Annotated in this window: 26 protein-coding genes; 7 read left to right on the top strand and 19 right to left on the bottom strand. The window is 69.6% G+C overall.

Annotated features, from left to right (window positions below; genetic code table 11):
* Window positions 1-4: 4 nt before the first annotated feature.
* Both ruvA and ruvC read right to left on the bottom strand, forming a co-directional pair.
* Window positions 5-604, bottom strand: a complete 600-nt coding sequence (ruvA, locus tag ACLJRL_RS27435; protein ID WP_410659174.1) for a Holliday junction branch migration protein RuvA — start codon at window positions 602-604, stop codon at window positions 5-7.
* Window positions 601-1200: a crossover junction endodeoxyribonuclease RuvC gene (ruvC, locus tag ACLJRL_RS27440; RefSeq protein WP_410659175.1), complete on the bottom strand. Its 600-nt coding sequence runs from the start codon at window positions 1198-1200 to the stop codon at window positions 601-603. The genes ruvA and ruvC overlap by 4 nt, the downstream gene beginning before the upstream one ends.
* An 86-nt stretch (window positions 1201-1286) precedes the next feature.
* On the opposite strand from ruvC, the gene ACLJRL_RS27445 reads away from it, so the two are divergent.
* Window positions 1287-1742, top strand: coding sequence for a cupin domain-containing protein (locus tag ACLJRL_RS27445; RefSeq protein ID WP_410659176.1), 456 nt, complete (start codon window positions 1287-1289; stop codon window positions 1740-1742).
* Between the two features lie 431 nt (window positions 1743-2173).
* On the opposite strand, the gene ACLJRL_RS27450 is transcribed toward ACLJRL_RS27445, so the two are convergent.
* The 5 genes from ACLJRL_RS27450 to ACLJRL_RS27470 form a co-directional block, all read right to left on the bottom strand.
* Entirely contained in the window at window positions 2174-2704 is a 531-nt protein-coding gene (locus ACLJRL_RS27450; RefSeq protein WP_410659177.1) for a DUF4262 domain-containing protein, read from the bottom strand.
* Between the two features lie 153 nt (window positions 2705-2857).
* Window positions 2858-3607, bottom strand: a complete 750-nt coding sequence (locus ACLJRL_RS27455; RefSeq protein ID WP_410659178.1) for a YebC/PmpR family DNA-binding transcriptional regulator — start codon at window positions 3605-3607, stop codon at window positions 2858-2860.
* 51 nt (window positions 3608-3658) lie between these two features.
* Window positions 3659-4288 (bottom strand): pyridoxal 5'-phosphate synthase glutaminase subunit PdxT, encoded by a 630-nt coding sequence (pdxT, locus tag ACLJRL_RS27460; RefSeq protein WP_410659179.1) that lies wholly within the window; start codon window positions 4286-4288, stop codon window positions 3659-3661.
* Between the two features lie 54 nt (window positions 4289-4342).
* Complete coding sequence (locus ACLJRL_RS27465) at window positions 4343-4663, bottom strand: AzlD domain-containing protein (RefSeq protein WP_410659180.1); 321 nt, start codon at window positions 4661-4663, stop codon at window positions 4343-4345.
* Window positions 4663-5394: an AzlC family ABC transporter permease gene (locus ACLJRL_RS27470; RefSeq protein WP_410659181.1), complete on the bottom strand. Its 732-nt coding sequence runs from the start codon at window positions 5392-5394 to the stop codon at window positions 4663-4665. The genes ACLJRL_RS27465 and ACLJRL_RS27470 overlap by 1 nt, the downstream gene beginning before the upstream one ends.
* 68 nt (window positions 5395-5462) lie before the next feature.
* Between ACLJRL_RS27470 and ACLJRL_RS27475 the strand changes: the two genes are divergently transcribed.
* Window positions 5463-6029, top strand: a complete 567-nt coding sequence (locus ACLJRL_RS27475; RefSeq protein ID WP_410659182.1) for a helix-turn-helix domain-containing protein — start codon at window positions 5463-5465, stop codon at window positions 6027-6029.
* On the opposite strand, the gene ACLJRL_RS27480 is transcribed toward ACLJRL_RS27475, so the two are convergent.
* Window positions 6026-7414 carry an APC family permease gene (locus ACLJRL_RS27480; RefSeq protein WP_410659183.1) on the bottom strand — a complete coding sequence of 463 codons (1389 nt, stop codon included), beginning with the start codon at window positions 7412-7414 and terminating at the stop codon, window positions 6026-6028. The genes ACLJRL_RS27475 and ACLJRL_RS27480 overlap by 4 nt on opposite strands.
* Before the next feature lie 152 nt (window positions 7415-7566).
* On the opposite strand from ACLJRL_RS27480, the gene ACLJRL_RS27485 reads away from it, so the two are divergent.
* Together ACLJRL_RS27485 and ACLJRL_RS27490 are read left to right on the top strand one after the other, a co-directional pair.
* Complete coding sequence (locus tag ACLJRL_RS27485; RefSeq protein ID WP_410659184.1) at window positions 7567-8178, top strand: TetR/AcrR family transcriptional regulator; 612 nt, start codon at window positions 7567-7569, stop codon at window positions 8176-8178.
* Complete coding sequence (locus tag ACLJRL_RS27490) at window positions 8175-9239, top strand: P1 family peptidase (RefSeq protein WP_410659185.1); 1065 nt, start codon at window positions 8175-8177, stop codon at window positions 9237-9239. The genes ACLJRL_RS27485 and ACLJRL_RS27490 overlap by 4 nt, the downstream gene beginning before the upstream one ends.
* Here the strand turns inward: ACLJRL_RS27490 and ACLJRL_RS27495 are convergent.
* From ACLJRL_RS27495 to ACLJRL_RS27505, 3 genes are all read right to left on the bottom strand, one after another.
* Window positions 9236-12022, bottom strand: a complete 2787-nt coding sequence (locus tag ACLJRL_RS27495; protein ID WP_410659186.1) for a BTAD domain-containing putative transcriptional regulator — start codon at window positions 12020-12022, stop codon at window positions 9236-9238. The genes ACLJRL_RS27490 and ACLJRL_RS27495 overlap by 4 nt on opposite strands.
* A gap of 138 nt (window positions 12023-12160) precedes the next feature.
* On the bottom strand, window positions 12161-12322 hold the full coding sequence (locus ACLJRL_RS27500) for a hypothetical protein (RefSeq protein ID WP_410659187.1): 162 nt from the start codon (window positions 12320-12322) through the stop codon (window positions 12161-12163).
* Window positions 12323-12501: 179 nt separating this feature from the next.
* Window positions 12502-12918: a DUF6892 domain-containing protein gene (locus ACLJRL_RS27505; protein WP_410659188.1), complete on the bottom strand. Its 417-nt coding sequence runs from the start codon at window positions 12916-12918 to the stop codon at window positions 12502-12504.
* Window positions 12919-13220: 302 nt separating this feature from the next.
* On the opposite strand from ACLJRL_RS27505, the gene ACLJRL_RS27510 reads away from it, so the two are divergent.
* Window positions 13221-14429 (top strand): 3,4-dihydroxy-2-butanone-4-phosphate synthase, encoded by a 1209-nt coding sequence (locus ACLJRL_RS27510; RefSeq protein ID WP_410659189.1) that lies wholly within the window; start codon window positions 13221-13223, stop codon window positions 14427-14429.
* 106 nt (window positions 14430-14535) lie between these two features.
* Here ACLJRL_RS27510 and pdxS read toward each other — a convergent pair whose 3' ends face one another.
* Both pdxS and ACLJRL_RS27520 read right to left on the bottom strand, forming a co-directional pair.
* Entirely contained in the window at window positions 14536-15450 is a 915-nt protein-coding gene (pdxS, locus tag ACLJRL_RS27515) for a pyridoxal 5'-phosphate synthase lyase subunit PdxS (RefSeq protein ID WP_410659190.1), read from the bottom strand.
* A 201-nt stretch (window positions 15451-15651) separates the two neighbouring features.
* Window positions 15652-17070, bottom strand: coding sequence for an FAD-binding oxidoreductase (locus ACLJRL_RS27520; RefSeq protein ID WP_410659191.1), 1419 nt, complete (start codon window positions 17068-17070; stop codon window positions 15652-15654).
* Between the two features lie 162 nt (window positions 17071-17232).
* Here ACLJRL_RS27520 and ACLJRL_RS27525 point away from each other — a divergent pair, with 162 nt between their 5' ends.
* A complete protein-coding gene (locus tag ACLJRL_RS27525; protein WP_410659192.1) occupies window positions 17233-19338 on the top strand; it encodes an elongation factor G-like protein EF-G2 in 2106 nt (701 codons plus the stop codon).
* Here ACLJRL_RS27525 and ACLJRL_RS27530 read toward each other — a convergent pair.
* From ACLJRL_RS27530 to ACLJRL_RS27555, 6 genes are all read right to left on the bottom strand, one after another.
* A complete protein-coding gene (locus tag ACLJRL_RS27530) occupies window positions 19335-19793 on the bottom strand; it encodes an XdhC family protein (protein WP_410659193.1) in 459 nt (152 codons plus the stop codon). The genes ACLJRL_RS27525 and ACLJRL_RS27530 overlap by 4 nt on opposite strands.
* A 38-nt stretch (window positions 19794-19831) precedes the next feature.
* Window positions 19832-20314 (bottom strand): NUDIX hydrolase, encoded by a 483-nt coding sequence (locus ACLJRL_RS27535; RefSeq protein ID WP_410659194.1) that lies wholly within the window; start codon window positions 20312-20314, stop codon window positions 19832-19834.
* Entirely contained in the window at window positions 20311-21477 is a 1167-nt protein-coding gene (locus ACLJRL_RS27540) for a glycosyltransferase family 4 protein (protein ID WP_410659195.1), read from the bottom strand. Before ACLJRL_RS27540 ends, ACLJRL_RS27535 begins: the two co-directional genes overlap by 4 nt.
* 4 nt (window positions 21478-21481) lie before the next feature.
* A complete protein-coding gene (locus ACLJRL_RS27545; RefSeq protein WP_410659196.1) occupies window positions 21482-22399 on the bottom strand; it encodes a phosphatidylinositol mannoside acyltransferase in 918 nt (305 codons plus the stop codon).
* Complete coding sequence (gene pgsA / locus ACLJRL_RS27550; RefSeq protein WP_410659197.1) at window positions 22396-23037, bottom strand: phosphatidylinositol phosphate synthase; 642 nt, start codon at window positions 23035-23037, stop codon at window positions 22396-22398. The genes ACLJRL_RS27545 and pgsA overlap by 4 nt, the downstream gene beginning before the upstream one ends.
* A 102-nt stretch (window positions 23038-23139) precedes the next feature.
* Entirely contained in the window at window positions 23140-23700 is a 561-nt protein-coding gene (locus ACLJRL_RS27555; protein ID WP_410659198.1) for a MarR family winged helix-turn-helix transcriptional regulator, read from the bottom strand.
* Window positions 23701-23817: 117 nt separating this feature from the next.
* Here ACLJRL_RS27555 and ACLJRL_RS27560 point away from each other — a divergent pair, with 117 nt between their 5' ends.
* Window positions 23818-24360, top strand: coding sequence for a YceI family protein (locus ACLJRL_RS27560; protein WP_410659199.1), 543 nt, complete (start codon window positions 23818-23820; stop codon window positions 24358-24360).
* The last annotated feature ends 79 nt before the right edge of the window (window positions 24361-24439 follow it).

A 24439-nucleotide genomic window follows, 5' to 3' on the forward strand; every position in this document is an offset into this window, starting at 1 on the left:
CGAGCTACCGCTTACGCCCGAGGGTGGCCAACGCGGCACGCAGCACGGAGGACGTCGTGTGCCCGTCGCCTTCGCCGAGCACGTTGTCGACGGCCAGTTCCGCCTGTTTGGCCGGGAACCCGAGCCCGGCGAGCGCCTCGACGACCTCGCCTCGCAGCACGCCGGGCGCGGTGACCACCGGTGATCCGTCGGTCGGGCCGGCGAGCGCGGTGACCTTGTCGCGGAGTTCGAGGGTCAGCCGCTCGGCGCCCTTGCGGCCGATGCCGGGCACCTGGGTGAGCACGGTGATGTTGCCTTCGACCAGCGCGGACCGCAGTTTGTCCGGGTCGAGCACGGCCAGCGTCGCCAGCGCGAGACGCGGGCCGATCCCGGACACCGTCTGCAGCAGGCCGAACAGTCCGCGCGCGTCGGCGTCGGCGAACCCGAACAGCGTCAAGGAATCCTCGCGGACCACGAGCGCGGTGTGCAGCATCGTCTCATCACCGCGGCGAAGCGTCGCGAGAGTGGCCGGCGTGGCTTGCACGGCGAAACCGACCCCGCCGACCTCGATCACGACGTGGTCGAGACCGATGGAGAGGACTCCACCGCGTACCGAGGAGATCATCGAGCCGCTCCCTGTGTTTTCGCTTCGTGTTTTTTGGCGCGCTGTGCCGCGGCGGCGAGCCTGGCCTTGTGGTTCTTGGCGATCTCGGCCGCCCTGGCCTCGGCTTCGGCGAGCCGGGCCCGCATCGGCTCGCGCCACAGGTGACAGATCGCGAGCGCGAGCGCGTCCGCGGCGTCCGCCGGATGCGGTTTGACCTCGAGACCGAGCAGGCGCATGACCATACTGGTGACCTGCGCCTTGTCCGCGCGGCCGGAGCCGGTGACGGCGGCCTTGACCTCACTCGGCGTGTGGAACACGACCGGCAGCCCGCGTCGGGCCGCGGCGAGCGCGACCACCCCGCCCGCCTGCGCGGTGCCCATCGCGGTGCGCACGTTGTGCTGCGCGAAGACCCGCTCGACGGCGACGGCTTCCGGCTTGTAGCGATCGAGCCAGCGCTCGACGGCGTCGGAGATCCCCAGCAGGCGCACGGAAAGATCGGCGTCCGGCGAGGTGCGTACGACGTCGACCGCCACGGCACGGACGGTGCGGCCCTTGCCGCCGTCGACCACGCCGAGCCCGCACCTGGTCAGACCGGGGTCGACCCCGAGTACCCGCACGCGTTTCCCTCCGCTGCTCCGACTGTTCCGGCGAACATCCGTTCGAGCCTGAGGCTACCCGGAGCGATCGACGGCAGGATGAAGACATGCCGAGCTCCACCGACTTCACCGCCTACATCGACCAACTGGGTCTCCAGCCGCTGCCCGTGGAGGGCGGCCGCTGGGCGCAGAGCTGGCGCGACGAAACCGCGTCGGCGATCTACTACCTGCTGGTGGCACCGGAAACCTCGGCGCCGCACCGGCTGGACCGGCTGGAGATCTACGCCCACCACGCCGGTGCCGCGGTGCGGATGCTCCTGCTCTTCCCGGACGGCCGGATCACACGGCCGGTGCTCGGGCCGGACGCCGCGGCCGGCGAGCGGCCGCAGGTGGTGGTGCCGGCCGGGGTCTGGCAGGCGTCGTCCAGTACCGGTGAGTGGAGCTTGGCCGGGACCGTGGTGGTGCCGCCTTATACCGACGATTGCGTCGAGTTCGGGGATGCGGCGGCGTTGGCTTCGGGGTGGCCGGAGGCCGCCACGGATCTCGCACCCTGGCTGAAGTGAGCCTGCCGGGCTGGCCGGCTCGCGTGGGGCGGTGTGGGTCGCTGCGTTTAGTCCTCTAGTTGCGTTCTCCCTGTGGATGGCCGCGGCAGAGCTGAAGGAACCACGCTCCGCTACCAGTCGACGATGAAGGAATTGGGGCGTTGAGTGTCCCGATTCCTTCATCGTCAGCCCGCGACCACGCGGAAACGCCGTCGCCGGTCATGGGTATCCCGACCGAGGTTCACCAGAACCCGACTTGCCACTCACGCCCCCCGTACCGACACCTCGCGTGGGCAAGTATGTGAATCGCCTCAGTGGCCACATTGGTCACTGGAGTCTCAGCGCGAGTCCTTCGCTTTGGTGAGTGGTCCCGTGAACGCCATGAACGGGCCTTTCCTTGCAAAATTTGCAAGGAAAGGCCCGTTCATGGCACAGCTGTTCAGGGCACAGCGTCAAGGACCGTCGGCTCCGGGCGTCCAGCTCTCCGGGTCACCGGATTCGGTCAGCACCGGCTGGTACCGCGCGAACCCGTCCGGAGCGTCCGGGTGCCACGGGAAGTGGCCGTCCGGTGTGGCGACGATCAGTTGCAGCGCCGGGAAGTCCCCGTCCGGGTAGATCAGGAACGCGCTCCCGAAGTACTCGGGATAGTGCCCCTTCGCGACCCGTTCGAAGACCACCGCCGCGCCCTCGAAGAAATCGTCATAACGCCTGCCGACCTCGAAGATCTCACCGTTGGCCGCACGGTCGACGTAGGCGTCGAGCAGGACAGGGCCCATGTGCTCGGGCAGCCCGATCACGACCGCTTCCGGGACGTTGTGCAGTGCCCAGGCGCACGCGGTGAAGCAGAAGTTCGCCTCTTCGTCGTCGCCCGCGACCGCGATGACCGCGTTTCCTCTGGCCTGCGCCTGGGACTCGATCCACTGGATCAGCTCGAGTTCTTCGGCGGTGAGGGCGTCGGTTTCGGAGGTCGTCACGCGCGACATTGTGCCCCACGTGCGCGTCCATACCTAGTCCCGGGATCGCTTTTCCGGCGCATGACGGGAAAAACGATCAGCCGACCTCGGCCATGACTTCGTCGGACACGTGGAATCTCACGCAGTGCGTAGACGTTCACCCCTCGAACACGCAGGCAACCGTCAGCCGACCTCGGCCATGACTTCATCGGACACGTCGAAGTTCGCGTAGACGTTCTGGACGTCGTCGCAGTCTTCGAGCGCGTCGATGAGCTTGAAGACCTTCTTCGCACCTTCGACGTCCAGCGAGACGCTGACCGACGGCAGGAACGTGAGATCCGCGGACTCGTACTCGAAACCTTCGTCCTGCAAGGCTTTCCGGACCGGGACGAGGTCGGTGGCCTCGGAGACGATCTCGAAGTTCTCGTCGAGGTCGTTGATCTCCTCGGCGCCCGCGTCGAGTACGACCATGAGGACGTCGTCCTCGGTGGCCTCACCCTTGGGCATGATCACGACGCCCTTGCGGTTGAACATGTAGGAGACCGAACCCGGGTCGGCGAGCGAGCCGTTGTTCCGGGTGAGCGCGGTCCGGACCTCCATGGCGGCACGGTTCTTGTTGTCGGTGAGGCATTCGATCAGCACGGCCACACCGTTCGGGCCGTAGCCTTCGTAGGTGATGGTCTGCCAGTCGGCGCCGCCCGCTTCTTCACCGGCGCCGCGCTTGCGGGCGCGCTCGATGTTGTCCTGCGGGACCGAGTTCTTCTTGGCCTTCTGGATGGCGTCGTAGAGCGTCGGATTGCCGTCCGGGTCGCCGCCCCCGGTCCGGCCGGCCACCTCGATGTTCTTGATCAACCGGGCGAAGAGCTTGCCGCGCTTCGCGTCCAGGTTGGCCTTCTTGTGCTTCGTGGTGGCCCACTTGGAGTGGCCGCTCATCTCTCCTCCATCTACTCCTGTGCCCGCCGCTGAGCACAGAGTCGGTTTTGCTTAAGCCTGCCGCACGAGGTCGACGAACAACCGGTGCACGCGCTCGTCCCCCGTGAGTTCCGGGTGGAACGACGTGGCGAGCACCGTCCCCTGCCGGACCGCGACGATCCTAGCGGCCGCGTCCTCCGAGCCCGGCATTTCGGGGACACTGGCGAGTACCTCTACTCCGTCGCCCGCCTTTTCGACCCACGGGGCGCGGATGAAGACGGCGTGCACGGGGCCGCCGTCGATACCGGCGAAATCGAGGTCGGCCTCGAACGAGTCGACCTGCCTGCCGAAGGCGTTGCGCCGGACGACGACGTCGAGACCGCCGAGTTGCTGCTGGTCAGGGCGTCCATCGAGGGCCTGCCGGGCGAGCAGGATCATCCCGGCACACGAGCCGAACGCGGGCAGGCCGCCCGCGATGCGCTCGCGCAGGGGTTCGAGGAGTTCGAAGGTCTCCAGCAGCCTCGACATGGTCGTCGACTCGCCGCCCGGCAGCACTAGACCGTCTACTTCGGACAGTTCGTTCTCGCGCCGGACCGGCAGCGCTCGCGCACCGGCGCGCTCCACCATCGCGGCGTGCTCACGCACGTCACCCTGCAGTGCGAGCACGCCGACCACCGGCCGTGCCCCCGACGCGATCGCCACCCGACCTCCCGAAAGACCTTCCCCCCAGCTTAGGCGCTTCCAGGAACGGCCAGGTCAGGGGACCCCGGCGAGCCGCAGGAGGGCGGCGGTGGCGGCGGCCGCGACGACGACCAGGGCGAACGGCACCTTCCGCCAGGCGAGTACGCCGCCGACCAGGACGCCGGCGGGCCGGGCGTAGCCGGCGAACTCGTGTCCCTCGGTGAACGCGGCGACCGCGACGAGCGCGGCCAGCAGGACGACGGCCGCCCTCGCCATCAGCTTCTCGGCCTTGGGCGAAACGGTGAACCGGGCCCGCAGGACAGGGCCGGCGAAGCGGAAGGCAAAGGTGCCGACGGCGAGCACACCGCCCGCGATGATCAGGTCGAGCGGATCCATCAGTGCACTCCCTCGGGTTCACGTTCGGTGGATTCCCCGGGTCCCGCCGGTTCCTTCGCGGCCACCCCGGCCAGCACGCCGACCAGCGCGAGCAGCACCGGCAGCCCGGCGGGCAGGAACGGCGTCGTGCCCAGCGCGACGGCCACCCCGAGGAACACCGGCAGCCGGGTCGCCCGGTCCTTGAGCGACGGCAGGACCAGCGCGAGCAGGACGGCGGGGAAGGCCGCGTCGAGACCGAAGGCGTCCGTGTCGCTGATCGCCGTCCCGGCGTACGCCCCGGCGAGGACACCGACGTTCCAGCACACGAACAGCCCGATCCCGCAGACCCAGTAGGCCGCGCGACGGCGGTGCTCGTCGCGCTGGGCCAGCGCGAACGCGACCGATTCGTCGATCATCAGGTGGCTGCCCACGATCCGCGACGACCACCGCTTGCCCAGGACGTCGCCGATCGCGAAGCCGAACGGCAGGTGCCGCGCGTTGGCCAGCAGGCCCGCCGCGACGGCGGCGACCGGATTGCCGCCCGCGGCGATGATGCCGACGAACATGAACTGCGAAGCACCGGCGAAGACCAGCACGGAGAGGAACATCGGCGCCCAGACCGGGAAGCCGGAGCTCACCGCGATCGCGCCGTAGGAGATGCCGACGATGGTGTCGGCGAGGCAGACCAGCCCGATGTCACGGAGAAGATCGCGTCCCAGGACACGCGTGGTTGTTCGCCATATCGAACGCATAGCATCATACGATGAACGAACACCCTCGTGTTCGTCAAGGCGAACGCAACGACCGATGGAGCGAACGCATGTCTCCTTCCGCGTCCGACGGCGCACCACTGGACGTCATCGCCACGTCCCTGCGCCGGGAGCGCGCCCGCACCGGGCTGTCCCTCACCGAGGTCGCCAAACGCGCCGGCCTCGCGAAATCGACGCTCTCCCAGCTCGAATCCGGGACCGGGAATCCGAGCGTCGAAACGATGTGGGCACTGTGCGTCGCACTCGACGTCCCGTTCTCCCGGCTCGTCGAACCCGAGCGCCCCCGCGTCCAGATCATCCGCGCCGGGAGCGGGCCGACCGTGTTCGCCGAACACGCCGACTACGCCTGCACACTGCTCAGCTCCTGCCCGCCCGGAGCCCGGCGCGACGTGTACCTCATCCGCGCCGAACCCGGGAAACCGCGGCTTTCCGAGCCGCATATGAGCGGGATCGTCGAGCACATCACCCTCAGCGCCGGGCGCGCCCGGGTCGGGCTGCAGGAGGATCCGGTCGAACTGCTGCCCGGCGACTACATCTGCTACCCCGGCGACGTCCCGCACATCTTCGAAGCGCTCGAACCGGGCACCTTCGGCGTCGAGATCGCCGAGTACACCTAGGCCACGTCCCCTGCTTCCTCCTGCGCGGTGTCCTCGGTGACCTCGGCCAGCCGCCAGCCGCCCTTCCGCCGCAGCACGACGAGGTAGTACCCGACCGAAAGCAGCGCGATCCCGGCCGTCACGATCAGGCTCGGCCTGCCCACCGCCGGGTCGAGCACGTTCTGATAGACCACGAACACCAGCACGGCCAGCGCGAGGACCGGAGCGACCGGGAACCAAGGCATCCGGTACTTCGCGTGGGCGGTCACTCCCGTGCGGCGGCCGACGATCGCGCCGAGGCACAGCGCGGCGTACACCACCACGATCGACGTGCTCGTGACCACCAGCAGCAGCTTCGGGTCGACGAAACAGAGCAGCGCGGCCACCAGCCCGGTGCCGACGGTGGCCACCCACGGCGTCCCGAACCTCGGGTGCACCGCGGCCAGCGCGCGGTTGACCGGCGACGGCCACGCGCGGTCGCGGCCGCTGCTGAACAGCATCCGCGAGCTGATCAGGACGATCGCCAGCACCGCGTTGATGATCGCCAGCGCGACCGCCAGGCCGAGCACGGTGTCGAGCGTGCCGCCGCCGCGCGCGCCGATGAAGGAGGACAGCATGTTCTCCGAGGCGAACAGCGCGTTCAGATCCGGGGCGCCGATGAGTACCGCGGTCACCGGGACCAGTTCGGCGACCACCGTGATGCCGAGCGCGAACAGGATCGCGCGGGCGATCCCGCGGGAAGCGTCCTGGGTCTCCTCACCGAAGTACACCGCCGAGCCGTAGCCGTTGTAGGCGAAGATCGCGATCGAGGTGGCGATCGCGATGGCCCCCATCGTCGCCGGCCCGCCGTCGGCCGCGACCGGGCTCGCGAGCAGGTCGCTGAACGGCCGCACGGGGTTCAGCAGGCCGAGCACGCTGACCACGATCAGCGCGAGGATCTCGATGGCGAGGAAGATGCCGGTGACCCAGGCGTTGAGCTTGATGTCGAAGACCCCGACGACGGCGGCCACCACGCAGGTCACGGCCGCGATCACCGGCCCTGGCACGCCGGGCAGCAGGACCCCGAGGTAGGTGCCGACGCCGAGCGCGATCACCGCGACGATGAGCACCTGCGTGATGATCATCAGGCCCAGCACGGCGAACCCGGGCAGCTTGCCGAGGGTGCGGGCGACGATCGCGTACTCGCCACCCGCCACCGGGAAGGCCGACGCGAGTTCGGCGTAGACGAAGGCCATGAACACGCCGACCACCCCCGCGGCCACGAAGCTGTAGAAGGCGCCCGTACCGGCACCGGAGATCACCCCCGGCGCGATGATGAAGACCGATGAGGCGGGGCTGATCGCGGACAGCGTGATGAGCAACGTGCCGAGGGTGCGCAGACCGCGGCGTAGGGCGGGAGTGGACACGGCCGACCTCCTACAAGGGGCGGGATACCGGTTCTTTGAGTCTCCTTCGAAGAACTGTTGAGCACGGATCAAAGGCCCTTCTCGCTGCCGCGTCAAGACCTGTTCCGAATCGGTACTTGCGTTTTTCGAACAAGCTTCGAAGAATGAGAGGCATGGCGAGACCGAGCAGAGCACCGGAGCGACGAGCCGAACTGATCGAGGTGGCGAGACGCGCCGTCGTCGACCGCGGGGTGCTGAACCTGCGGTTGCGGGACATCGCCGAGGGCGCGGGCCTGTCGTCGGGCTCCGTCCTGTACTACTTCCCCACCCTGGCCGACCTGCTCCAGGAGGTGCAGCGCGAGGCGGTGGCGCGGTTCTGCTCGGCACGGGAACTGGCCGCGAGCACGAAGTCGAGCCCCGGCGAGCGATTGCTGGCGATGATCCGCAGCGGCCTGCCCACCGGCCCGGACGACGAACTGTGCGTGCTGCTCTACGAACTCGGCACGATCGCCCGCCGCGATCCGGTGTACGCCGCCCGGCACATCACGCTCTACGAACAGCAGGTGCGGATCTACACCGGCATCCTCGAAGCCGGCGCGGCCACCGGCGAGTTCGCGCTGACCGCGGACGCGGTGGCGATCGCGCGGAACCTGGTCGCGCTGGAAGACGGCTACGGCCTGCACCTCACCCAAGCCGTGCCGACGCTGGAAACCGCGACCGCCGAAGCGATGTTGCTGTCCTACGCCCGCACCGCCACCACGAGCCCGTTGGAGGAACCGTCATGACCCGCGCCCGCGATCTGGGTGTCCCCCTGCCCGGCCGGACCGGCCCGCACAACGCGCTCACCGACGTCGCCGGCGTCGAGATCGGCTACACGACGCTCGTCGAAGGCGAGTCGGTGCGTACCGGCGTCACCGCCGTGCTGCCGCGCGGACGCGAGGACTTCGCCCTGCCCTGCGCGGCGGGAACCTATGCCCTCAACGGAAACGGGGAGATGACCGGCACCGCGTGGCTCACCGAGACCGGGTCGCTGACCCTGCCGGTGCTGATCACCTCCACGCACGCGGTGGGCGCGTGCCACCGCGGAGTCATCGACTGGGTGGTGCGGGAACGGCCCGACGTGGCGGCGGAATGGCTGCTGCCGGTGGTCGCCGAGACCTGGGACGGCTATCTCAACGACAGCACCGCGCCGACCGTCCACACTGGACACGCGATGGCGGCCATCGACGCGGCACGAGGCGGCGCGCTCGACGAAGGCTCCGTCGGCGGTGGCACCGGGATGACCTGTTATGGCTTCAAGGGCGGCACCGGAACGGCTTCCCGCGTCGTGTCCTATGGGGACGACGAGTACACCGTGGGTGTCCTGCTGCAGGCCAACTTCGGGTCGCGCCGCGAACTCACCGTGGCCGGCGAACCGGTCGGTCTCGAACTGTATGGCGACAACCCGATGGAAGAGGCCTGGTCGGCGCCGGCGGGCGCGGGGTCGGTGATCGTCATCGTGGGCACCGACGCGCCCCTGCTGCCCGGGCAGTGCACCGCACTCGCCCGCCGGGTCCCGCTCGGCCTCGCCCGCACCGGGACGGCGGGCTCGCATTTCTCCGGCGACCTGTTCCTTTCCTTCAGCACGGCCAATCCCGGTGCGCTCACCAGCCGCTTCCCCCGGACCGCGGAGGCCGAGTACGAGAACCTCCGGTTCGTGCCGTGGGGCAGGCTCGACCCGTTCTTCGAGGCCGTGGTGCAGGCGACCGAGGAGGCGGTGCTCAACGCGCTGTTCGCCAACCAGGAGATGACCGGCCATCGTGGACACCGGGTTCCCGCGCTGCCGACGTCGCACTGGCTCGGCTAAGAAGCGGACAAGGCGCCCAGCAGGCGGTCACAAGCGGCCGCGCTGCTGCGGTTCCCCGCCCCGGTGAACTGCGAGGACGCGCCGGTCAGCACCAGCGTCGCGGCCTTCGTCTTCCCCAGGATCGTGTAGGTCCGGCCGATGTCGAGCCGGACCTGCGCGGCGCACAGTTCGTCGCCCAGCGACTCGAGCAGGTCCAGCGCCCGGTGCAGGCACGACATCGCCCCCCGCGGATCCCGGCGCCGCAGGTGCAGTTGTCCTTGCCTGCGCAGGACGTGTGCCATCCGGTGCTCGTCGTCCAGTTCGGCGCAGAGCCGCCAGGCCTCGTCCAGTTCCGCCTCGGCCTCGTCGAGCAGGCCGAGTTCCGTGCTGGCGACGGCGTGCGAGGTGCGGAGGTGCGCCATGCCGAGGACGTCACCGATCTCCGTGACGATGGTCAGCGCGCGCTTCGCCGTCGCCCTCGATTCTTCGGGCCTGCCCGTCGAACGGGCGAGCACGCAGAGCCCGGTCAGCGCGCCGGCCATCCCGGCGGGATCGTCGATGCGCTCGCTGATCCGGTACGACTCGGTGAGCGACCTCGCCGCCTCCGGATAGTCGTCCCAGTAGAGGTGGATCTGGCCGATTCCGCGCAGCAGCGCGGCTTCCCCCCGTGCCCGTCCCGAGGCCCTCGCCGCGTCGAGCGCGCGCCGGTGACACCGCGACCATTCCGCGTACAGTCCACTGTGGTCGAAGTACGAAGCGGCCACGACGGCGAGCTCCCAGGCCAGTTCCCCGAGACCGGCGTCCGCCGCGTGCGAGACGGCGGCCTCGATCGCCGGAAGCTCGGCCTGGAACCACGAAAGCGGGTCGGCGACCAGCGATTCGTCCAGCCGGGTACGGGTGGCCTGCCCGGGTCCGGGCCGCAGAACGCTGCGGGGCAAGCGATCCGTGGCCTTCTCCGCGAGCCACAACCAGCCGCCGAGCACCCGTTCGACAGTGTCGGCCCGATCCTGTTCCGGCTCCGCCACGACCTCTTCGACGGCGAAGGCGCGCAGCAGGTCGTGCACCCGATAACGCGGTGCGCCCGCACCCCGGGAAACCGGCTGGATCATGTGCCGGTGTCTCAGGTCCTCGAGCGCGACGGCGATGGCGCCGGACTCGCCGCCATCGGCGACCGCGGCCGCCCAAGCGGGGAAATCGGCCGCGGGCAACAGACCCAGCCGGCGGAACAGCCGTTGCCGGTCCGGCGCCAGCTGCCGGTAGCCGAGGGCGAGGCTGCTGCGGACGGCCAGATCCCCGGCGCACAGCCAATCCAGCCGCCGACGCTCGACGGACAGCTCGATCGCGACGTCGGCGAGTTCCCAGCCGGAGCGATCACCGATCCGGCTGCCGACGATCCGCAGAGCGAGCGGGAGACCACCGCAGTACTCCAGAACCTGCTGGGCGGCAACGGACTCCTCTTCGATCTCGCCGTTCCCGGTGAGCCTCGCGAGCAAGGCGGCCGCGTCGGCGGGTGCGAGGACGTCGACCGGGACCGGACGGCCGAGTTCGAGACCGTCCAAGGCGAACCGGCTCGTGACGATCACCGCGCAGCCGCCACCGGCCGGCAGCAACGGCCGCAGCTGGGCTTCGCCGGCGGCATCGTCGAGGACCAGCAGAACCCGGCGCCCGTGGACCATGCTGCGGAACAGACAGGCGCTTTCGTCGATGTCGGCGGGGATCGCGTCGTGAGGAACGCCGAACGCTCGCAGGAATCCGGCGAGCACGGCCTCCGGTGACCGTGGTTCGTTCGTGGTCCCGCGCAGGGCGGCGAACAGCCGTCCGTCCGGATACGCGCCGGCCACCCGGCGCGCGAGCCGGACCGCCAGCGAGGACTTGCCGATCCCGCCCGCGCCGGTGAGCAACAGGACGGGCGGAGTGTCGCGGCCGTCGTCCGAAGTCAGTTCCGCCAGCAGTTCCTCGACCAGGGCGTCCCGGCCGACGAAATCGGCGATGCCGGGCGGCAGCTGGCTCGGCACCGGGGGTTCCCGGTAGGCGGGGTGTTCCCGCGCTGTCATGCCAGAGCTGTCGCACAGCATCTCGCCCTGCAGCGCGCGGATCGCCGGAGACGGCTCGATGCCCAGTTCCTCGACCAGCCTGCGGCGCCATTTCCCGTAGACGTCGAGCGCCTCGGCCATCCGGCCGGCGCGGGCGAGCGCGGTCATCAGCTGTCCGCAGGTCCGCTCGCGGAACGGCGCCGCGGCGAACATGTCGCGCAGTTCGGGGACCAGCCGGTCGTGTTCGCCGAGCCCGAGTTCGGCCTCGGCGCGGTCTTCCAGGACCGAAAGACGCTGGTCCTCCCAGTGCGCGATGACCGCGGCCGCGACCGGCACCCCCGCCAGGACCGGCCCGCGCCACAACTCCAGCGCCTCCCGGAACCGCTGGGCCGCCTCACGAAGGCAGCCCCGGGCGAGCAGCTCGCGCCCCTGGGCGGCCAGGCAGCTGAACCGGCCGGTGTCGGTCTCCTGCGGCCGGGCGTTGAGCAGATACGCCGCCCCCTTGGTCAGGATCGGCTGGTCGCCCCAAGGCGAGCGCAGAGCGCGCCGCAAGCCTGAGATCAGGCCTTGGACCTGCACTTTCGCCGACGACGGCGGCCCGCCACCCCAGAGTTCGTCGATGATCCGATCGCACGAGACCAGCTGCCCGGCCTCGACCAGCAGTAACGCGAACACCCGGCGCGCCTGTGGCGGGCCGAGCGGGAGATCCACGCCCGCGCATTCGGCGGACGGCTCACCCAGCAGACGATAGAAGCGCTCCCCGGACCCCATGGAACCCCCTTGTGCTGTGACATCCAAGAACAGAGTGTCACAGTTTCCCGAGGGTCAGCACCATCCGATCGGGCGAATCGCTCAGCGGTCGGTCCGTGAAGCGCGTGGAGCGGGCTCTGTTCGCCGAGGCCGGCGGCACTACTGAGCCGACACCCGGACCCCGGCACGGTGCAGGCGGGTCCGCCTACCCACCCGGCGGGCCCGCTCGACCCACACGCTACGACCGGCCTTCAGCATCTGCTCGGTCCGGTAGTCCACCTCGGCCAGTACCCCGGCGAGCAAAACGTCGTTGCTGTTCATCACTGTTTCCCCTCAGGAACTCACTACCGCGTTCGGTAGTGACCAGATTCGTCCTGAGGGGCGCGCTACAGCATCGGGTGATCACCTACATACCGGCGCGGATCGACCCCTTACTCTCGCTCACACCTGCTCAGGCGCCGTAAGGGGTCGTCCCGTACCCGCGATCGACGCTGGCTGGGTCAGAGCCAGTCCGCCTCGATACCTCGCGCCCGCAACGTCTCCAGAGACTCCTCGTTGCCCGTGTAGAGCAGCGTCATCGACTTCAGGTGGGAAAAGTGTTCGACGTCGGCGAACTCGTCGACGTCGAACAGTCCGTCCTCACCATCCCAGTTCGGCGCGATCTCCAAGTAGATCTCGTTACCGCCGTCCATCTCGATCTCAGTGACCTTCTCCGCGAGCTCAACGGGGACCTCGAACGCGTCGAAGAAAGCCAGGGCCTCGGGTACCGCCTCGACGCTCCCTCCGTCGAAAGTGAAACCCTGCTCGGCGGCGTACTCCAGCAGGCTGAACCTCGGCAGGAGTTCCTGGTTGTACATCAGCTCCTGGACGACGGCGAGCTTGAAGTTGCGATCGGCGAACTGGATCGGCTGACTCATACCCCGAACCCTATTGGCGGTGGCGACACCGCCAATAGGGTTCGAACACACCCCCGGCATCTCGCCAAGGGAACGAGGCGGCTCGACGTCACCATCTCGTTTCCCCTCGAAGGCGATCCTCGATCTGGCTATGATCGACTCGTGGTGCGATTCCACGGTGTGGCCAGATAGCAGGCCGGTTCCGCCAAGGGGGTGGAACGACCCGGTGTGATTCCGGGGCCAGGCGGTGAAACCCCGCGTTCCCTGTGTCCGGCCCTCGCCGGACTCTCCGGGGTACGGCCGTGAAAACGGGGTGTTGATCGATGTTCACTGGGCGAATCGGCGAGCTGGGCGCCGTCGAACAGATCAAGGGCGACGTGCTGCGTGTGCGGGCGCCGAAGAGCGCGGACCGCGTCCGCGACGGCGGATCGGCGTGCGTCAACGGGGTACGGCTCACCGTACGGCCGGCCGACGGCGTCTTGGAGGCGGTGCTCTCCGCGGAAACCCGTCGCCGGTCGACGTTCGACACGCTTGCGGCCGGAGACGCTGTCAACATCGAGACGCCGCTTCACGTCGGCGATCCGCTTGACGGCCACCTGGTCCAGGGTTACGTCGACGCCGTCGGGAAGGTGATCCGGATCGACGATGAAGGCGGCGCCCGCCGGATTTGGCTCCGGCCGCCGCAGCGTCTGCTGGACAGGCTGCTCGCGAAGTCCCCGATCGCCCTCGACGGTGTCAGTGTGACCATCGCCGAGGTCCTGCGTGACCGGATTTCGGTCGTGCTGCTCCCGATGACCCGCTCGGCCACCACACTCGGCGACCTGAAGGCCGGAGACCGGGTGAACCTGGAACTCGACCTGGTCGGCCGCTTGGCGGAGAAGACGCCTCCTTCAGCGGTGGTAAAGGCATTGCCCCAGCTGCCGTGGGCCGGTCACGTCGATGGACGCGCCGGCGTGGAGAAGGTGCTGCGCCAGCTCGCCGCCGGTGGCGGTGTCGTCGTGTGGGACCCGGAAACCGAGGGCGAGGGCGACGTGATCTTCGCCGGCGCCCGGCTCCGCCCTGAATCGTTCACCTTCCTGCTGACCCAGGTCTGCGGTTTTCCGGCGGTGCCGTGCGCGCCGGAAGTGCTGCGGCGCCTCGAAATCGCGCCGATGCCCGGCGAAGGCGACCGGCAGGGAACGGCGTGGTCGATACCGGTCGACCTGGCCACGGGAACGGGCACCGGCGTATCCGCTGCCGAACGTGCCGCCACCGTGCGGAAACTGGCCGATCCGGACGCGACAGCCAAGGACTTTCTGCGTCCTGGACACGTGTTCCCGCTCGCCGCCCGCCCGGGTCTGCTCGCCGAGCGGTCCGGGCACACGGAGGCGACAGTCGCGTTGTGCACCGCCGCCGGCCTCTCTCCGGTCGGCGTGTGCTGCGAAGTGATGAACCCCGACGGCGAGATGGCAGGCAGCGCCGACCTCGAAGTCGCGGCGCTGCGCTGGGGAATGCCCATGGTGGATTTGGCCGATCTGAAAGCGTGGCTCTGATGACCAGGAACGGTCCCACCTTCTGATGCACGCGGCCTGATCTCAGGACGGCCCGGCACTCATCGAGGAGCGCCGGGCCGGTCCGTATCGGAGCCGAGTCGTCGGCTTACCAGCCGCGCTCGGAGAGGCGGTGGGGCTCGGGCACATCGTCGACGTTGATGCCGACCATGGCCTCGCCCAGGCCGCGCGAAACCTTCGCGATGACGTCCGGGTCGTCGTAGAACGTGGTGGCCTTGACGATCGCCTCGGCCCGCTGGGCCGGGTTGCCGGACTTGAAGATGCCGGAACCGACGAACACGCCCTCGGCACCGAGCTGCATCATCATCGCGGCGTCGGCCGGGGTCGCGATACCGCCCGCGGTGAACAGCACGACCGGCAGCTTGCCCTTCTCCGCGACCTCCTTGACGAGGTCGTACGGAGCCTGGAGTTCCTTCGCCGCAACGTAAAGCTCGTCCTCGGGCAGCGAGGACAGGCGACGCAGCTCCGCGCGGATCTTGCGCATGTGCGTGGTCGCGTTCGAGACGTCGCCCGTGCCGGCCTCACCCTTGGAGCGGATCATCGCCGCGCCCTCGTTGATGCGGCGCAGGGCCTCGCCGAGGTTGGTCGCACCACAGACGAACGGCACCGTGTAGGCCCACTTGTCGATGTGGTTCTCGTAGTCGGCCGGGGTCAGCACCTCGGACTCGTCGATGTAGTCGACGCCGAGCGACTGCAGCAGCTGTGCCTCGACGAAGTGGCCGATACGGGCCTTCGCCATGACCGGGATCGAGACGGTTTCGATGATGCCGTCGATCAGGTCCGGGTCGCTCATCCGGGCGACGCCGCCCTGCGCGCGGATGTCCGCGGGGACCCGCTCGAGCGCCATCACCGCGACGGCACCGGCGTCTTCGGCGATCTTCGCCTGCTCGGCGGTGACCACGTCCATGATCACACCGCCCTTGAGCATTTCCGCCATGCCGCGCTTGACCCGGCCGGTGCCGGTGAGCGAGGTGGTGGCCGTGTTCGTGGACTCGTCAGACACTGCTGGACCTTTCGGAAAGCGCACTGGGTGGTGTGACCCTTCCGAGGGTAGGCCGCTTTTGGACCTCTGAAGCAGGCCATTTCGCGGCGATTTCAGCAGTCCACTGGGTGATCTGGCCCGCGCCCGGCCCCGCGTTTCGTCCTCTAGTCGCGGTAGTTGCGCGCGCAAGTATCGCGACTAGAGGACGAAACGCGGGAGGGGCTAGCGCGCGAGACCTTGCTCGAAGGCGAAGACGCCGTCTGGGTCGTACTTCCGTGCCACCCTCCGCAGCCGCGGGAGGCTCTCCCCGTAGTACGCCTTCGCCCAGTGCGGCATCTCCGCGTCGATGTAGTTGATGTACCCGGCCTGTCCGTACTCCCGGCCGAGTTCGTCCCTGACCCGGCCGATCGCCTGCCGCGCGTACGCCTCGCCGCCGTCCAGGCCACGCGTGACCTGGATGCTGCCGAGCGCGGACCGGTGCGGGAAGCACGACTCGCTCGACGGCACCCGCGCGATCGCGCCGCCGTACGCGTCGATGATCGAGTACAGATACGGGTCGCTGGTCAATAACGACGCCAGCGCGTCGGGATCCGGGACCGGATGGGTCAGCATCCTCGAAGTGGAGACGTACTCACCCCGCTGCGCCACCGCGGCGGGGAAATTCGTCTCTTCGGCGAAGGCGCGCATGGTCGCGAGATTCCTTTGCTCGGTCACGTCGCGGGTGAGCGGCTGGGTGCCGACACGGCGGACGAGGTCGTCGAGCAGCGGATTCAGTTGCGCCGCGCGGCCCACGAAACAGCCACCGCAGTTGACGGCCGTCGGCCCGAGCCCCATCCCGGACCACAGTTCGTCCGGCATCGCGGGCTGCCACTCCTGCCAGGCGGCGACCAGGGCGGCGAGGACGGCGGGAGGAAAGGTCAGGCCGAAGTTCGTCAGTGTCCTGGCCGCCGCCGTGCGGAAGGTGAACGAGGTGACGATGCCGAAGTTGCCGCCGCCACCGCCGCGCAGCGCCCACAGCAGGTCCGGCGCCGTCTCCGCCGACACGAGGCGCAGCTTCCCGTCCGCGCCGACGAAACGCACGGACTCGACGCTGTCGCAGGTCAGACCGTACTTACGGCCCAGGACTCCGATGCCACCACCGAGCGTCAGCCCGGCGATGCCGACCGAAGGGCAACTGCCCGCCGGCAGCGCACGTCCCGCGGCCGCCAGCGTTTCGTACACCTGGCCGAGCACCGCGCCCGCGCCGATCGCCGCGCGGCCGCCCGGCAGGATTTCGATCGCGTTCAGCCGGGAGAGGTCGACGACGAGGCCTTTGTCCACTGTGGAATAGCCGGCGTAGCTGTGCCCGCCGGACCGTGCCGCGATCGGGACCCGGTGCCTGGCCGCGAAATCGACGCAGCGCCGGACGTCGTCCTCGTTCGCACATACTGCGACACCGTGGGGCAGCCGATGGTCGTAAAGGCTGAAAAACCCGAGCCGCGCTTCGTCGTAGCCGGGGTCACCGGGCCGGAACAGTTCGCCGGCCAATCCGGCGCGCAAGCGTTCCCAGGGACCACCGCCTTCGGGAATCGCCGCTGGTACCGCCGCCATGGCCGGAACCGCGCCGGCCAGCTTCAGGATGGTCCGCCTGCCGAGCTCCATCGCTCATCCCCCCAGGATTCGCCTTCGGGCATCCGCCATCGAGCATAGCGACGGGTCGACATTCGGGGGGTCCCTCGCCGGTCACCTTGCCGCGACGGGTATCGCGGGTGTGTGATCGGGGACACACCTGTTTCCCGGGCGTCGTGTGGTGAGGAGACCGTCATGGCCGACAAACAGAGCAAGAACGGAGACTCCGGGGCCGCCGTCGCTGTGGCCGACCCGGCGAAGGTGCGCAACGTCGTCCTGGTCGGGCCGTCCGGCTCCGGCAAGACCACGCTCGCCGAAGCGCTGCTCGCCGCGTCCGGCACGGTGTCGCGGGCGGGCTCGGTCGTGGAGGGCACCACGGTCTGCGACCACGACCCCGCCGCGGTCCGGCAGCAGCGGTCGGTCGGCCTCTCGGTCGCGCCGGTGCTGCACCAGGGCCACAAGATCAACCTCATCGACACCCCCGGGTACGCCGATTTCGTCGGTGAACTGCGCGCCGGGCTCCGGGCCGCCGACGCGGCGCTGTTCGTGGTCTGCGCGGCGGAGGGCGTGGACGCGGCCACGGTCGCGGTCTGGGAGGAATGCGCGGCCGTCGGGATGCCGAGAGCGGTGATCGTCTCCCGGCTCGACCATCACCGCGCTGACCCCGAAGGCGAGATCGCGGCCTGCCAGGCCGCGTTCGGGGCCGGCGTGCTGCCGCTGTACCTGCCCGCGCGCGAAGGACTCGTCGGGCTCATCACCCGCCGCTACTTCGACTACTCCAACGGCTTCCCGCCCCAGGTCGGCGAGCCGGACAAGGCCGATCTCTCCCGGATGAACGAGGCCCGCAACGAACTGATCGAGGGAGTCATCGCCGAGAGCGAGGACGAATCCTTGATGGACCGGTACCTCGCCGGTGAGGAGATCGCCGAGGACACGCTGATCGCCGACCTCGAAACCGCCGTCGCGCGCGGATCGTTCCACCCGGTGATCCCGGTGTGCGCCACGACCGGGGTCGGGCTCGCCGAAGTCCTCGACGGGATCGTGCGCGCCTTCCCCTCACCGCTCGAGCACGTCCCACCGGAGGTCACCTCCCCCAGTGGCGAGCCGCACGCGAGCCTCCGCGCCGATCCCGACGGGCCGCTCGCGGCCGAGGTCGTCCGGACCGCTGTCGACTCCTACGTCGGCCGAGTGTCCCTCGTGCGGGTCTTCTCCGGAACGCTCCGGCCCGAACGCCCGGTGCACGTCTCCGGCCACGGCCTCGCCGAACGCGGGCACGAGGACCACGACGCCGACGAACGGGTCGCGCACCTCTACTCCCCGCTCGGCGCGAACCTGCGCGAGGTCCCGTTCTGCGTCGCGGGCGATCTCTGCGCGCTGACCAAGGTCGGCTCGGCCGAGACCGGCGACACCGTCTCCTCACCCGAAGACCCGCTGATCATGAAACCGTGGACGATGCCGGAACCGCTGCTCCCGGTCGCCGTCATCGCGAAAACGCGCAGCGACGAGGACACGTTGGCGCGCAACCTTTCCCGGCTCGTCGCGGGCGACCCGACCCTGCGCCTGGACCGCAACGCCGAGACCAACCAGCTCGTGCTGTGGTGCATGGGCGAGGCGCACGCCGACGTCGTGCTGTCACGGCTGCGCGCGGGCGGAGCCGACGTGGACACCGAACCGGTCCGCATCAGCCTGCGCTCGACCTTCGCCGGGCCTGCCCGCGGGCACGGGCGGCACGTCAAGCAGTCCGGTGGCCACGGCCAGTTCGCCGTCTGCGACATCGAGGTCGAACCGCTGCCGCGCGGTTCGGGGTTCGAGTTCGCGGTCAAGATCATCGGCGGTTCGGTGCCACACCAGTTCATCCCGAGTGTCGAAAAGGGCGTCCGGGCCCAGGCCCTGCGTGGCTTGCTCGACGGGCATCCGCTGATCGACATCCGGGTGACCCTCGTCGACGGGAAGGCGCACAGCGTCGACTCGTCGGACGCCGCGTTCCAGATGGCGGGCGCGCTGGCACTGAAGGAAGCCGCCGTGGCCGGGAAGATCGCGTTGCTCGAACCACTCGAAGAGGTGGCGGTGCGGCTTCCGGACGAGCACCTGGGCACCGTGCTCGGCGACCTCTCGTCCCGGCGTGGCCGCGTTCTCGGCACCGAATCGGGTGAAGGCGGCCGCACGGTCATCCGCGCCGAGGTACCCGCCGCGGAACTACTGCGCTACGCGATCGACCTGCGTTCGCTGACCTCGGGCACGGCGACGTTCACCCGCAAGCACGCCCGGTTCGAGCCCATGCCGGAAGGAGCCGTGGCCTAGAAATCAAACCCACCCGGCCGCTCGTTCCGGTCCGCGAGGAGACCGGCCAGGGTGGCGATGGCGATCTCGGGCGGCGTGCGGGAGCCGATGTTCAGCCCGACCGGGCGGTGCACCCGGGCGATGTCCTCGTCCGGGACGTCCAATGCCCTGAGCGCGGCCACATGCGGGCCGGCGTGGCGCGGATTGCCCAGTACCCCGATCCAGCGGGCCGGGTGACCCAGCGCGGCTTTGAGCACCGCACCGAGTTCGAGCCGGTCGTGATCGGTGACGACGACGTCGGCCCCGGAGCCGAGATCGGGCACCGTCGAGACGACCTCGAAGCCGTCCGCGACATCGGTCGCCCGTGCGCCGTCCGGCTCGAACAGCACCGTCGTGAACCCGAGATCCTTGCCGTACCGCAGCAGGAAGGACGCCACCGGTGTCGCGAAAACCGCTACCAGCACCCGTTCGCTCATGACCCCATCCTCCCGCAAGTAGTCCTCTAAGCGCGCTTTCAGAAGTCGGGTTCGGCGATTTCGAAGTACTCCGGGAGCCGGGCGGTTCCAGCGAGACCGAAGTACCGGACCTTCCGGCGCCGCCGCAAATGCAGCGTGTCCCGTACGGCGTCGTTGTGCACCCGTCGCGCGATGACCACGCGGTGCTCGGCGTCGGTCAGTTCCTCGGCCAGCGGCGGCGGCAACGTCGTCCGGTCGACGCGCGCCAGCAACAGCGTCAGCTCGTTCTCCTCGACTTCACGATCCGGCCGCTCGGCGTGCTCGGCACGCTCGGCCAGCCCGCGGAGTCCCTCGTCGCCCAAGATCACCGCGGCCGCCCTGGCGACGACGGCGCGCCGCGCGAGGGCCGCGTCGAGTGCCGCCCAGCCCGCGTCCGTGCGGACGTGCAGCCGGTCGAGCCGGTTCGCCGTCGCGAGCAGGAACAGCCCGCCCAGCACCACGATCGCGGCCACGAGGCCGCCGATCCACACCCATGTCGTCACCGGCTGAACTCGCGTTCGCCCGCGCCGACCCGCCGGGGGTCGGCGGCGATCGCCGCTTCGTACACACGCAGGACCTGGGTGGTGACCACGGACCAGTCGAAGATCGCGATCCGCTCCCCCGCGGCCGCGGCCAGCGAAGCCCGCCGCGCCGGATCGCCGAGCAGCTCACGCAAACCGTCCGCCAGCGCGGCGGCGTCCCCGGTTTCGGTCAGCATCCCGGCCTTCCCGTCGTCGAGCACCCGGCGGAACGAGTCCAGCCCGCTCGCGAGCACCGGCGTCCCGGCCGCCATCGCCTCGGTGAGGATCATGCCGAAGCTCTCCCCGCCCATGTTGGGCGCGCAGTAGACGTCGACGCTGCGCAGGGCCCGCGCCTTCGTCTCGTGGTCGACCTGCCCCAGCAGGTCGATATGCGGCGCCAGTTCCGGCCCTGCCTCGCGCCGGAGCTGATCGGCGTCCCCGCGGCCGACGACCAGCATCCGCAGGTCCTCGAACTCCGGCAGCAGTATCCGCAGCGCCTCCAGCAGCACGCCCATCCCCTTGCGGGGCTCGGTGTACCGCCCGACGAAGCCGACCGTGCCGCCCGCTCGCGGATACCCGTCCAGGGGAAGCGCGCGGGCGAAGAAGTCGACGTCGACGCCGTTGGGGATCTCGACCGCGTCACCGCCGGCGTGCTCGACCTGGACCCGCCTGGCCAGCGCCGACACCGCGATCCGCGCGGTGATCTTCTCCAGCAGCGGCCGCAGGACCGGCTGGAACGCCGCCAACGTGCGCGAACGGGTCGTGGCCGTGTGGAACGTCGCGACGATCGGGCCGTCCGCGACCTTCAGCGCCAGCAGCGAAAGACTCGGGGCGGCCGGTTCGTGCAGGTGCAGGACGTCGAACTCGCCGTCCCGGATCCACCGCCGCACCCGGGAGTAGGACACCGGGCCGAACTGCAGCCGCGCGACCGAGCCGTTGTACGGGATGCCGAGCGCCTTCCCCGCGGGGACGACGAAGTCCGGGACGTCGGAATCCTCGTCCGCCGGGGCGAGCACGGAGACGTCGTGCCCGCGCGCGAGCAAGGCCTTCGCGAGATCGATGACGTGCCCCTGCACGCCGCCGGGTACGTCGAAGGAGTACGGGCAGACGATCCCGATCTTCCTGACTCGCTGACCGGACGCCATGCCCTCAGCTCGCTTCGCCGAGACTCGCCTGTTCCTCGGATTCGAGGTCGGAGAGCCAGAACTTCTGCATCATGTGCCAGTCCGCCGGATGCGCGGCGATGTCGCCGGCGAAGATGTCGGCCAGTGCCTGGGTGGCCGCCGGGACCTCGGACCGGTTCGTGACCCGGATCCGCGGGTGCAGCCGGATCTGCCAGCCGTCCTCGGTGAACCAGCAGCCCGCCGGGATCAGCGCGGCGCCGGTGGTCGCCGCCAGCCGGGCCGGACCGCCGGGCATCTTGGTCTGCTCGCCGAAGAACTTGACCGGCACGCCCGAATTCGTCAGGTCCCGGTCCCCCACGAGGCAGATCGCTTTGTTCTCCCGCAGCCGCTTGAGCAGGACACGCATCGCGGAACTGTCGCCGGTCAGCGGCACGATCTCGAAGCCGAGCGATTCCCGGTAGGACACGAACCGCTGGTAGAGCGCCTCGGGCTTCAGCCGTTCGGCGACCGTGGTGAAGCCGCCGAGGTAGTCCGCGAGCCAGACCCCTGCGGCGTCCCAGTTCCCGCTGTGCGGCAGCGCCATCACCGCGCCGTTGCCCTCGGCGAGGGCGGCGTCGAGGTTCTCGACCCCGGTGATCGACTGGGCGACCTTGCGGCTGACCTCTTTGTGGTCCATCGACGGCAGCCGGAACATCTCGTGCCAGTAGCGGGCGTAGGACCGCATCGCGCGGCGGGTCAGTTCGTCCAGTTCGACCTCGTCGGCCTGTGGCACGACCCGGGCGAGGTTGCTCCGCAGCTGACGTACTCCGCCGCCGTCCCGCCGGACGGCGAGATCCGCGCCGAGCCCGAAGGTCACCGAGCCCGCCGACTCCGGCAGCCAGCGTGCGAGCCGCCAGCCCGTCGCGTAGCCGAAGTCGCTCAGGCGCTGGGAGAACCCGCTCATGAGCCGGCCTCCGCGGCGGGTGGCCCGGCCGCGTTCGCCGCCTTGGCGGCTTTGGCCACCGCGGCCATCCGCTGGAGCAGGGTGATCACCGAAAGCACGGCGAGGAGCCAGAGCGAGATGTCCACGGTGTACGGAACGCCCAGACCATGCAATCCGGTTCCCACGAGCGCGATGATCAGCCGTTCCGCCCGCTCGACGAGCCCGCCGTCCGCCTCCAGCCCGGAGGCTTCGGCGCGGGCCTTCACGTACGAGATCACCTGCGCGAGCACCAGGCAGATCAGCGCGGCGGCCGCGGCCGGGCGGTTGTCGTCGTGGACGAAGCACCACCAGGCGATCGCGGCGAACAGCGCGCCGTCGACCAGCCTGTCGCAGGTGGCGTCCAGGACGGCGCCGAACGGCGTGCCGTACCCGCGGGCGCGGGCCATCGCGCCGTCGAGCAGGTCCAGCATCGCGAAGCCCCACACGGTGAACGTGCCCCACAGCAGCAGGCCGTTGGGGAAGAACGCGAGCGCGCAGATCACCGCACCGGCGGTGCCGATGACGGTCATCGCGTTCGGGGTCAGACCGGCGCGTACGAGCGCCTTCCCCATCGGGTCGGTGACGCGGGAAACGGAGGCGCGCGCGAAAATGTTGAGCATCGGTTCTTCAGGTGCACCTAAGCAGCAGGGTCGGGTGGCCGCCCGAAGCCTATCGACCCGCACCGACGCCCGTCGTCGTGCCCGCCCCGGACCGGTCGCCGATCAGTCCGCTTTGGCCAGTTCGGCCGTGTCGCGGAGGTCGGCGAGATCGCCGGAAACGACCCCGGAATCCTCCTGGAGAGCCAGTTCCGCCTCCGCGGCGGCGCACTTGGGCGACAGCCGCCCCAGGACGGCGGCGCTGATGTCACCGAGCGCCTTCACCTGTTCGGGCGTCAGCGGGTCGAAGAGGCTTTCGCGGACGGCCTCGACATGGCCGGGCGCGGCCCTCTCCAGCGCGGCGAACCCGTCGGCGGTGAGCACCGCCCAGGAGCCGCGTTTGTCGCTGGGGCAGGACTCACGACGAACCCAGCCGTTCGCCTCGAGCCGCGCGACGGCGTGCGAGAGCCGGCTGCGCGACGCCTTGCGCGCGTCGGCGAGCTCGCTCATCCGCAGCTGACGCCCCGGCGCCTCGGACAAGGCGACGAGCACCTCGTAGTAGGTGTGCGGCATGCCCGCCTCGTGCTGGAGCTGGCCCTCCAGGTGCGCCTGCAGCATCCGCGTGGCAGCGGAGAAGTCGCGCCAGACTTTTTGCTCCTCGTCGGAGAGCCATCGGGGTTCGGACATGCCGCCCATTCTACCCCTGGTTGAACGCTCAACCAAACTGCGCTACAGTCGTGGTTGAGCGCTCAACCAGCTGAGGGTTCACCACCGGCAATCACAGACTTTTGGAGACCGACTTTCATGACCACCACCGAGATCCCGGGTTACGTCGCCGGCAAGTGGACGATCGACACCGCGCACTCCGACATCGCCTACACCGTCAAGCACCTCGGCCTGGCGAAGTCCCGCGGTAACTTCACCGGCTTCACCGGCGAGGTCGTCACCTCCGACAACATCCTCGAGTCCACGGTCACCGTCGAGATCGACGCCTCGTCGGTCGCCAGCGGTGTCGACGGGCGCGACACGCACCTCAAGTCCGAGGACTTCTTCCACGTCGACGAGCACCCGGTCATCACCTTCCGCTCGACCGGGATCCGCGAAGACGGCGGCGACTACGTCATCGACGGCGACCTCACCTGGCGCGGCAAGACCGTCCCGGTCTCGCTCGAGGCCGAGTTCAACGGCATCGGCACCAACCCCGCCAACGAAAACGCCACCACCATCGGCGTCTCGGCCACCGCGACCGTGAACCGCCGCGACTTCGGCATCGGCCCGGAGGGCAACGCCTTCCTGTCCGAGAAGGTCAAGATCGACATCGAGCTTCAGGCCGCGCTCAACGCCTGACCCGTACCACCCCTGGATGTCATGAAAGGGTCTTTCAGGACAAAAAACGTCCTGAAAGACCCTTTCATGACACTCGCGA

The sequence above is a fragment of the Amycolatopsis sp. lyj-112 genome, assembly GCF_046549055.1.
GTDB lineage: Bacteria > Actinomycetota > Actinomycetes > Mycobacteriales > Pseudonocardiaceae > Amycolatopsis.

What these genes read in the sequence shown, in the direction of transcription:
- ruvA (WP_410659174.1), bottom strand. Translation starts at nt 604, where the DNA reads ATGATCTCCTCGGTACGCGGTGGAGTCCTCTCCATCGGTCTCGACCAC.
- ACLJRL_RS27445 (WP_410659176.1), top strand. Translation starts at nt 1,287, where the DNA reads ATGCCGAGCTCCACCGACTTCACCGCCTACATCGACCAACTGGGTCTC.
- ACLJRL_RS27450 (WP_410659177.1), bottom strand. Translation starts at nt 2,704, where the DNA reads ATGTCGCGCGTGACGACCTCCGAAACCGACGCCCTCACCGCCGAAGAA.
- ACLJRL_RS27455 (WP_410659178.1), bottom strand. Translation starts at nt 3,607, where the DNA reads ATGAGCGGCCACTCCAAGTGGGCCACCACGAAGCACAAGAAGGCCAAC.
- ACLJRL_RS27465 (WP_410659180.1), bottom strand. Translation starts at nt 4,663, where the DNA reads ATGGATCCGCTCGACCTGATCATCGCGGGCGGTGTGCTCGCCGTCGGC.
- ACLJRL_RS27470 (WP_410659181.1), bottom strand. Translation starts at nt 5,394, where the DNA reads ATGCGTTCGATATGGCGAACAACCACGCGTGTCCTGGGACGCGATCTT.
- ACLJRL_RS27475 (WP_410659182.1), top strand. Translation starts at nt 5,463, where the DNA reads ATGTCTCCTTCCGCGTCCGACGGCGCACCACTGGACGTCATCGCCACG.
- ACLJRL_RS27485 (WP_410659184.1), top strand. Translation starts at nt 7,567, where the DNA reads ATGGCGAGACCGAGCAGAGCACCGGAGCGACGAGCCGAACTGATCGAG.
- ACLJRL_RS27490 (WP_410659185.1), top strand. Translation starts at nt 8,175, where the DNA reads ATGACCCGCGCCCGCGATCTGGGTGTCCCCCTGCCCGGCCGGACCGGC.
- ACLJRL_RS27495 (WP_410659186.1), bottom strand. Translation starts at nt 12,022, where the DNA reads ATGGGGTCCGGGGAGCGCTTCTATCGTCTGCTGGGTGAGCCGTCCGCC.
- ACLJRL_RS27500 (WP_410659187.1), bottom strand. Translation starts at nt 12,322, where the DNA reads ATGAACAGCAACGACGTTTTGCTCGCCGGGGTACTGGCCGAGGTGGAC.
- ACLJRL_RS27505 (WP_410659188.1), bottom strand. Translation starts at nt 12,918, where the DNA reads ATGAGTCAGCCGATCCAGTTCGCCGATCGCAACTTCAAGCTCGCCGTC.
- ACLJRL_RS27510 (WP_410659189.1), top strand. Translation starts at nt 13,221, where the DNA reads ATGTTCACTGGGCGAATCGGCGAGCTGGGCGCCGTCGAACAGATCAAG.
- ACLJRL_RS27520 (WP_410659191.1), bottom strand. Translation starts at nt 17,070, where the DNA reads ATGGAGCTCGGCAGGCGGACCATCCTGAAGCTGGCCGGCGCGGTTCCG.
- ACLJRL_RS27525 (WP_410659192.1), top strand. Translation starts at nt 17,233, where the DNA reads ATGGCCGACAAACAGAGCAAGAACGGAGACTCCGGGGCCGCCGTCGCT.
- ACLJRL_RS27530 (WP_410659193.1), bottom strand. Translation starts at nt 19,793, where the DNA reads ATGAGCGAACGGGTGCTGGTAGCGGTTTTCGCGACACCGGTGGCGTCC.
- ACLJRL_RS27540 (WP_410659195.1), bottom strand. Translation starts at nt 21,477, where the DNA reads ATGGCGTCCGGTCAGCGAGTCAGGAAGATCGGGATCGTCTGCCCGTAC.
- ACLJRL_RS27545 (WP_410659196.1), bottom strand. Translation starts at nt 22,399, where the DNA reads ATGAGCGGGTTCTCCCAGCGCCTGAGCGACTTCGGCTACGCGACGGGC.
- pgsA (WP_410659197.1), bottom strand. Translation starts at nt 23,037, where the DNA reads ATGCTCAACATTTTCGCGCGCGCCTCCGTTTCCCGCGTCACCGACCCG.
- ACLJRL_RS27555 (WP_410659198.1), bottom strand. Translation starts at nt 23,700, where the DNA reads ATGTCCGAACCCCGATGGCTCTCCGACGAGGAGCAAAAAGTCTGGCGC.
- ACLJRL_RS27560 (WP_410659199.1), top strand. Translation starts at nt 23,818, where the DNA reads ATGACCACCACCGAGATCCCGGGTTACGTCGCCGGCAAGTGGACGATC.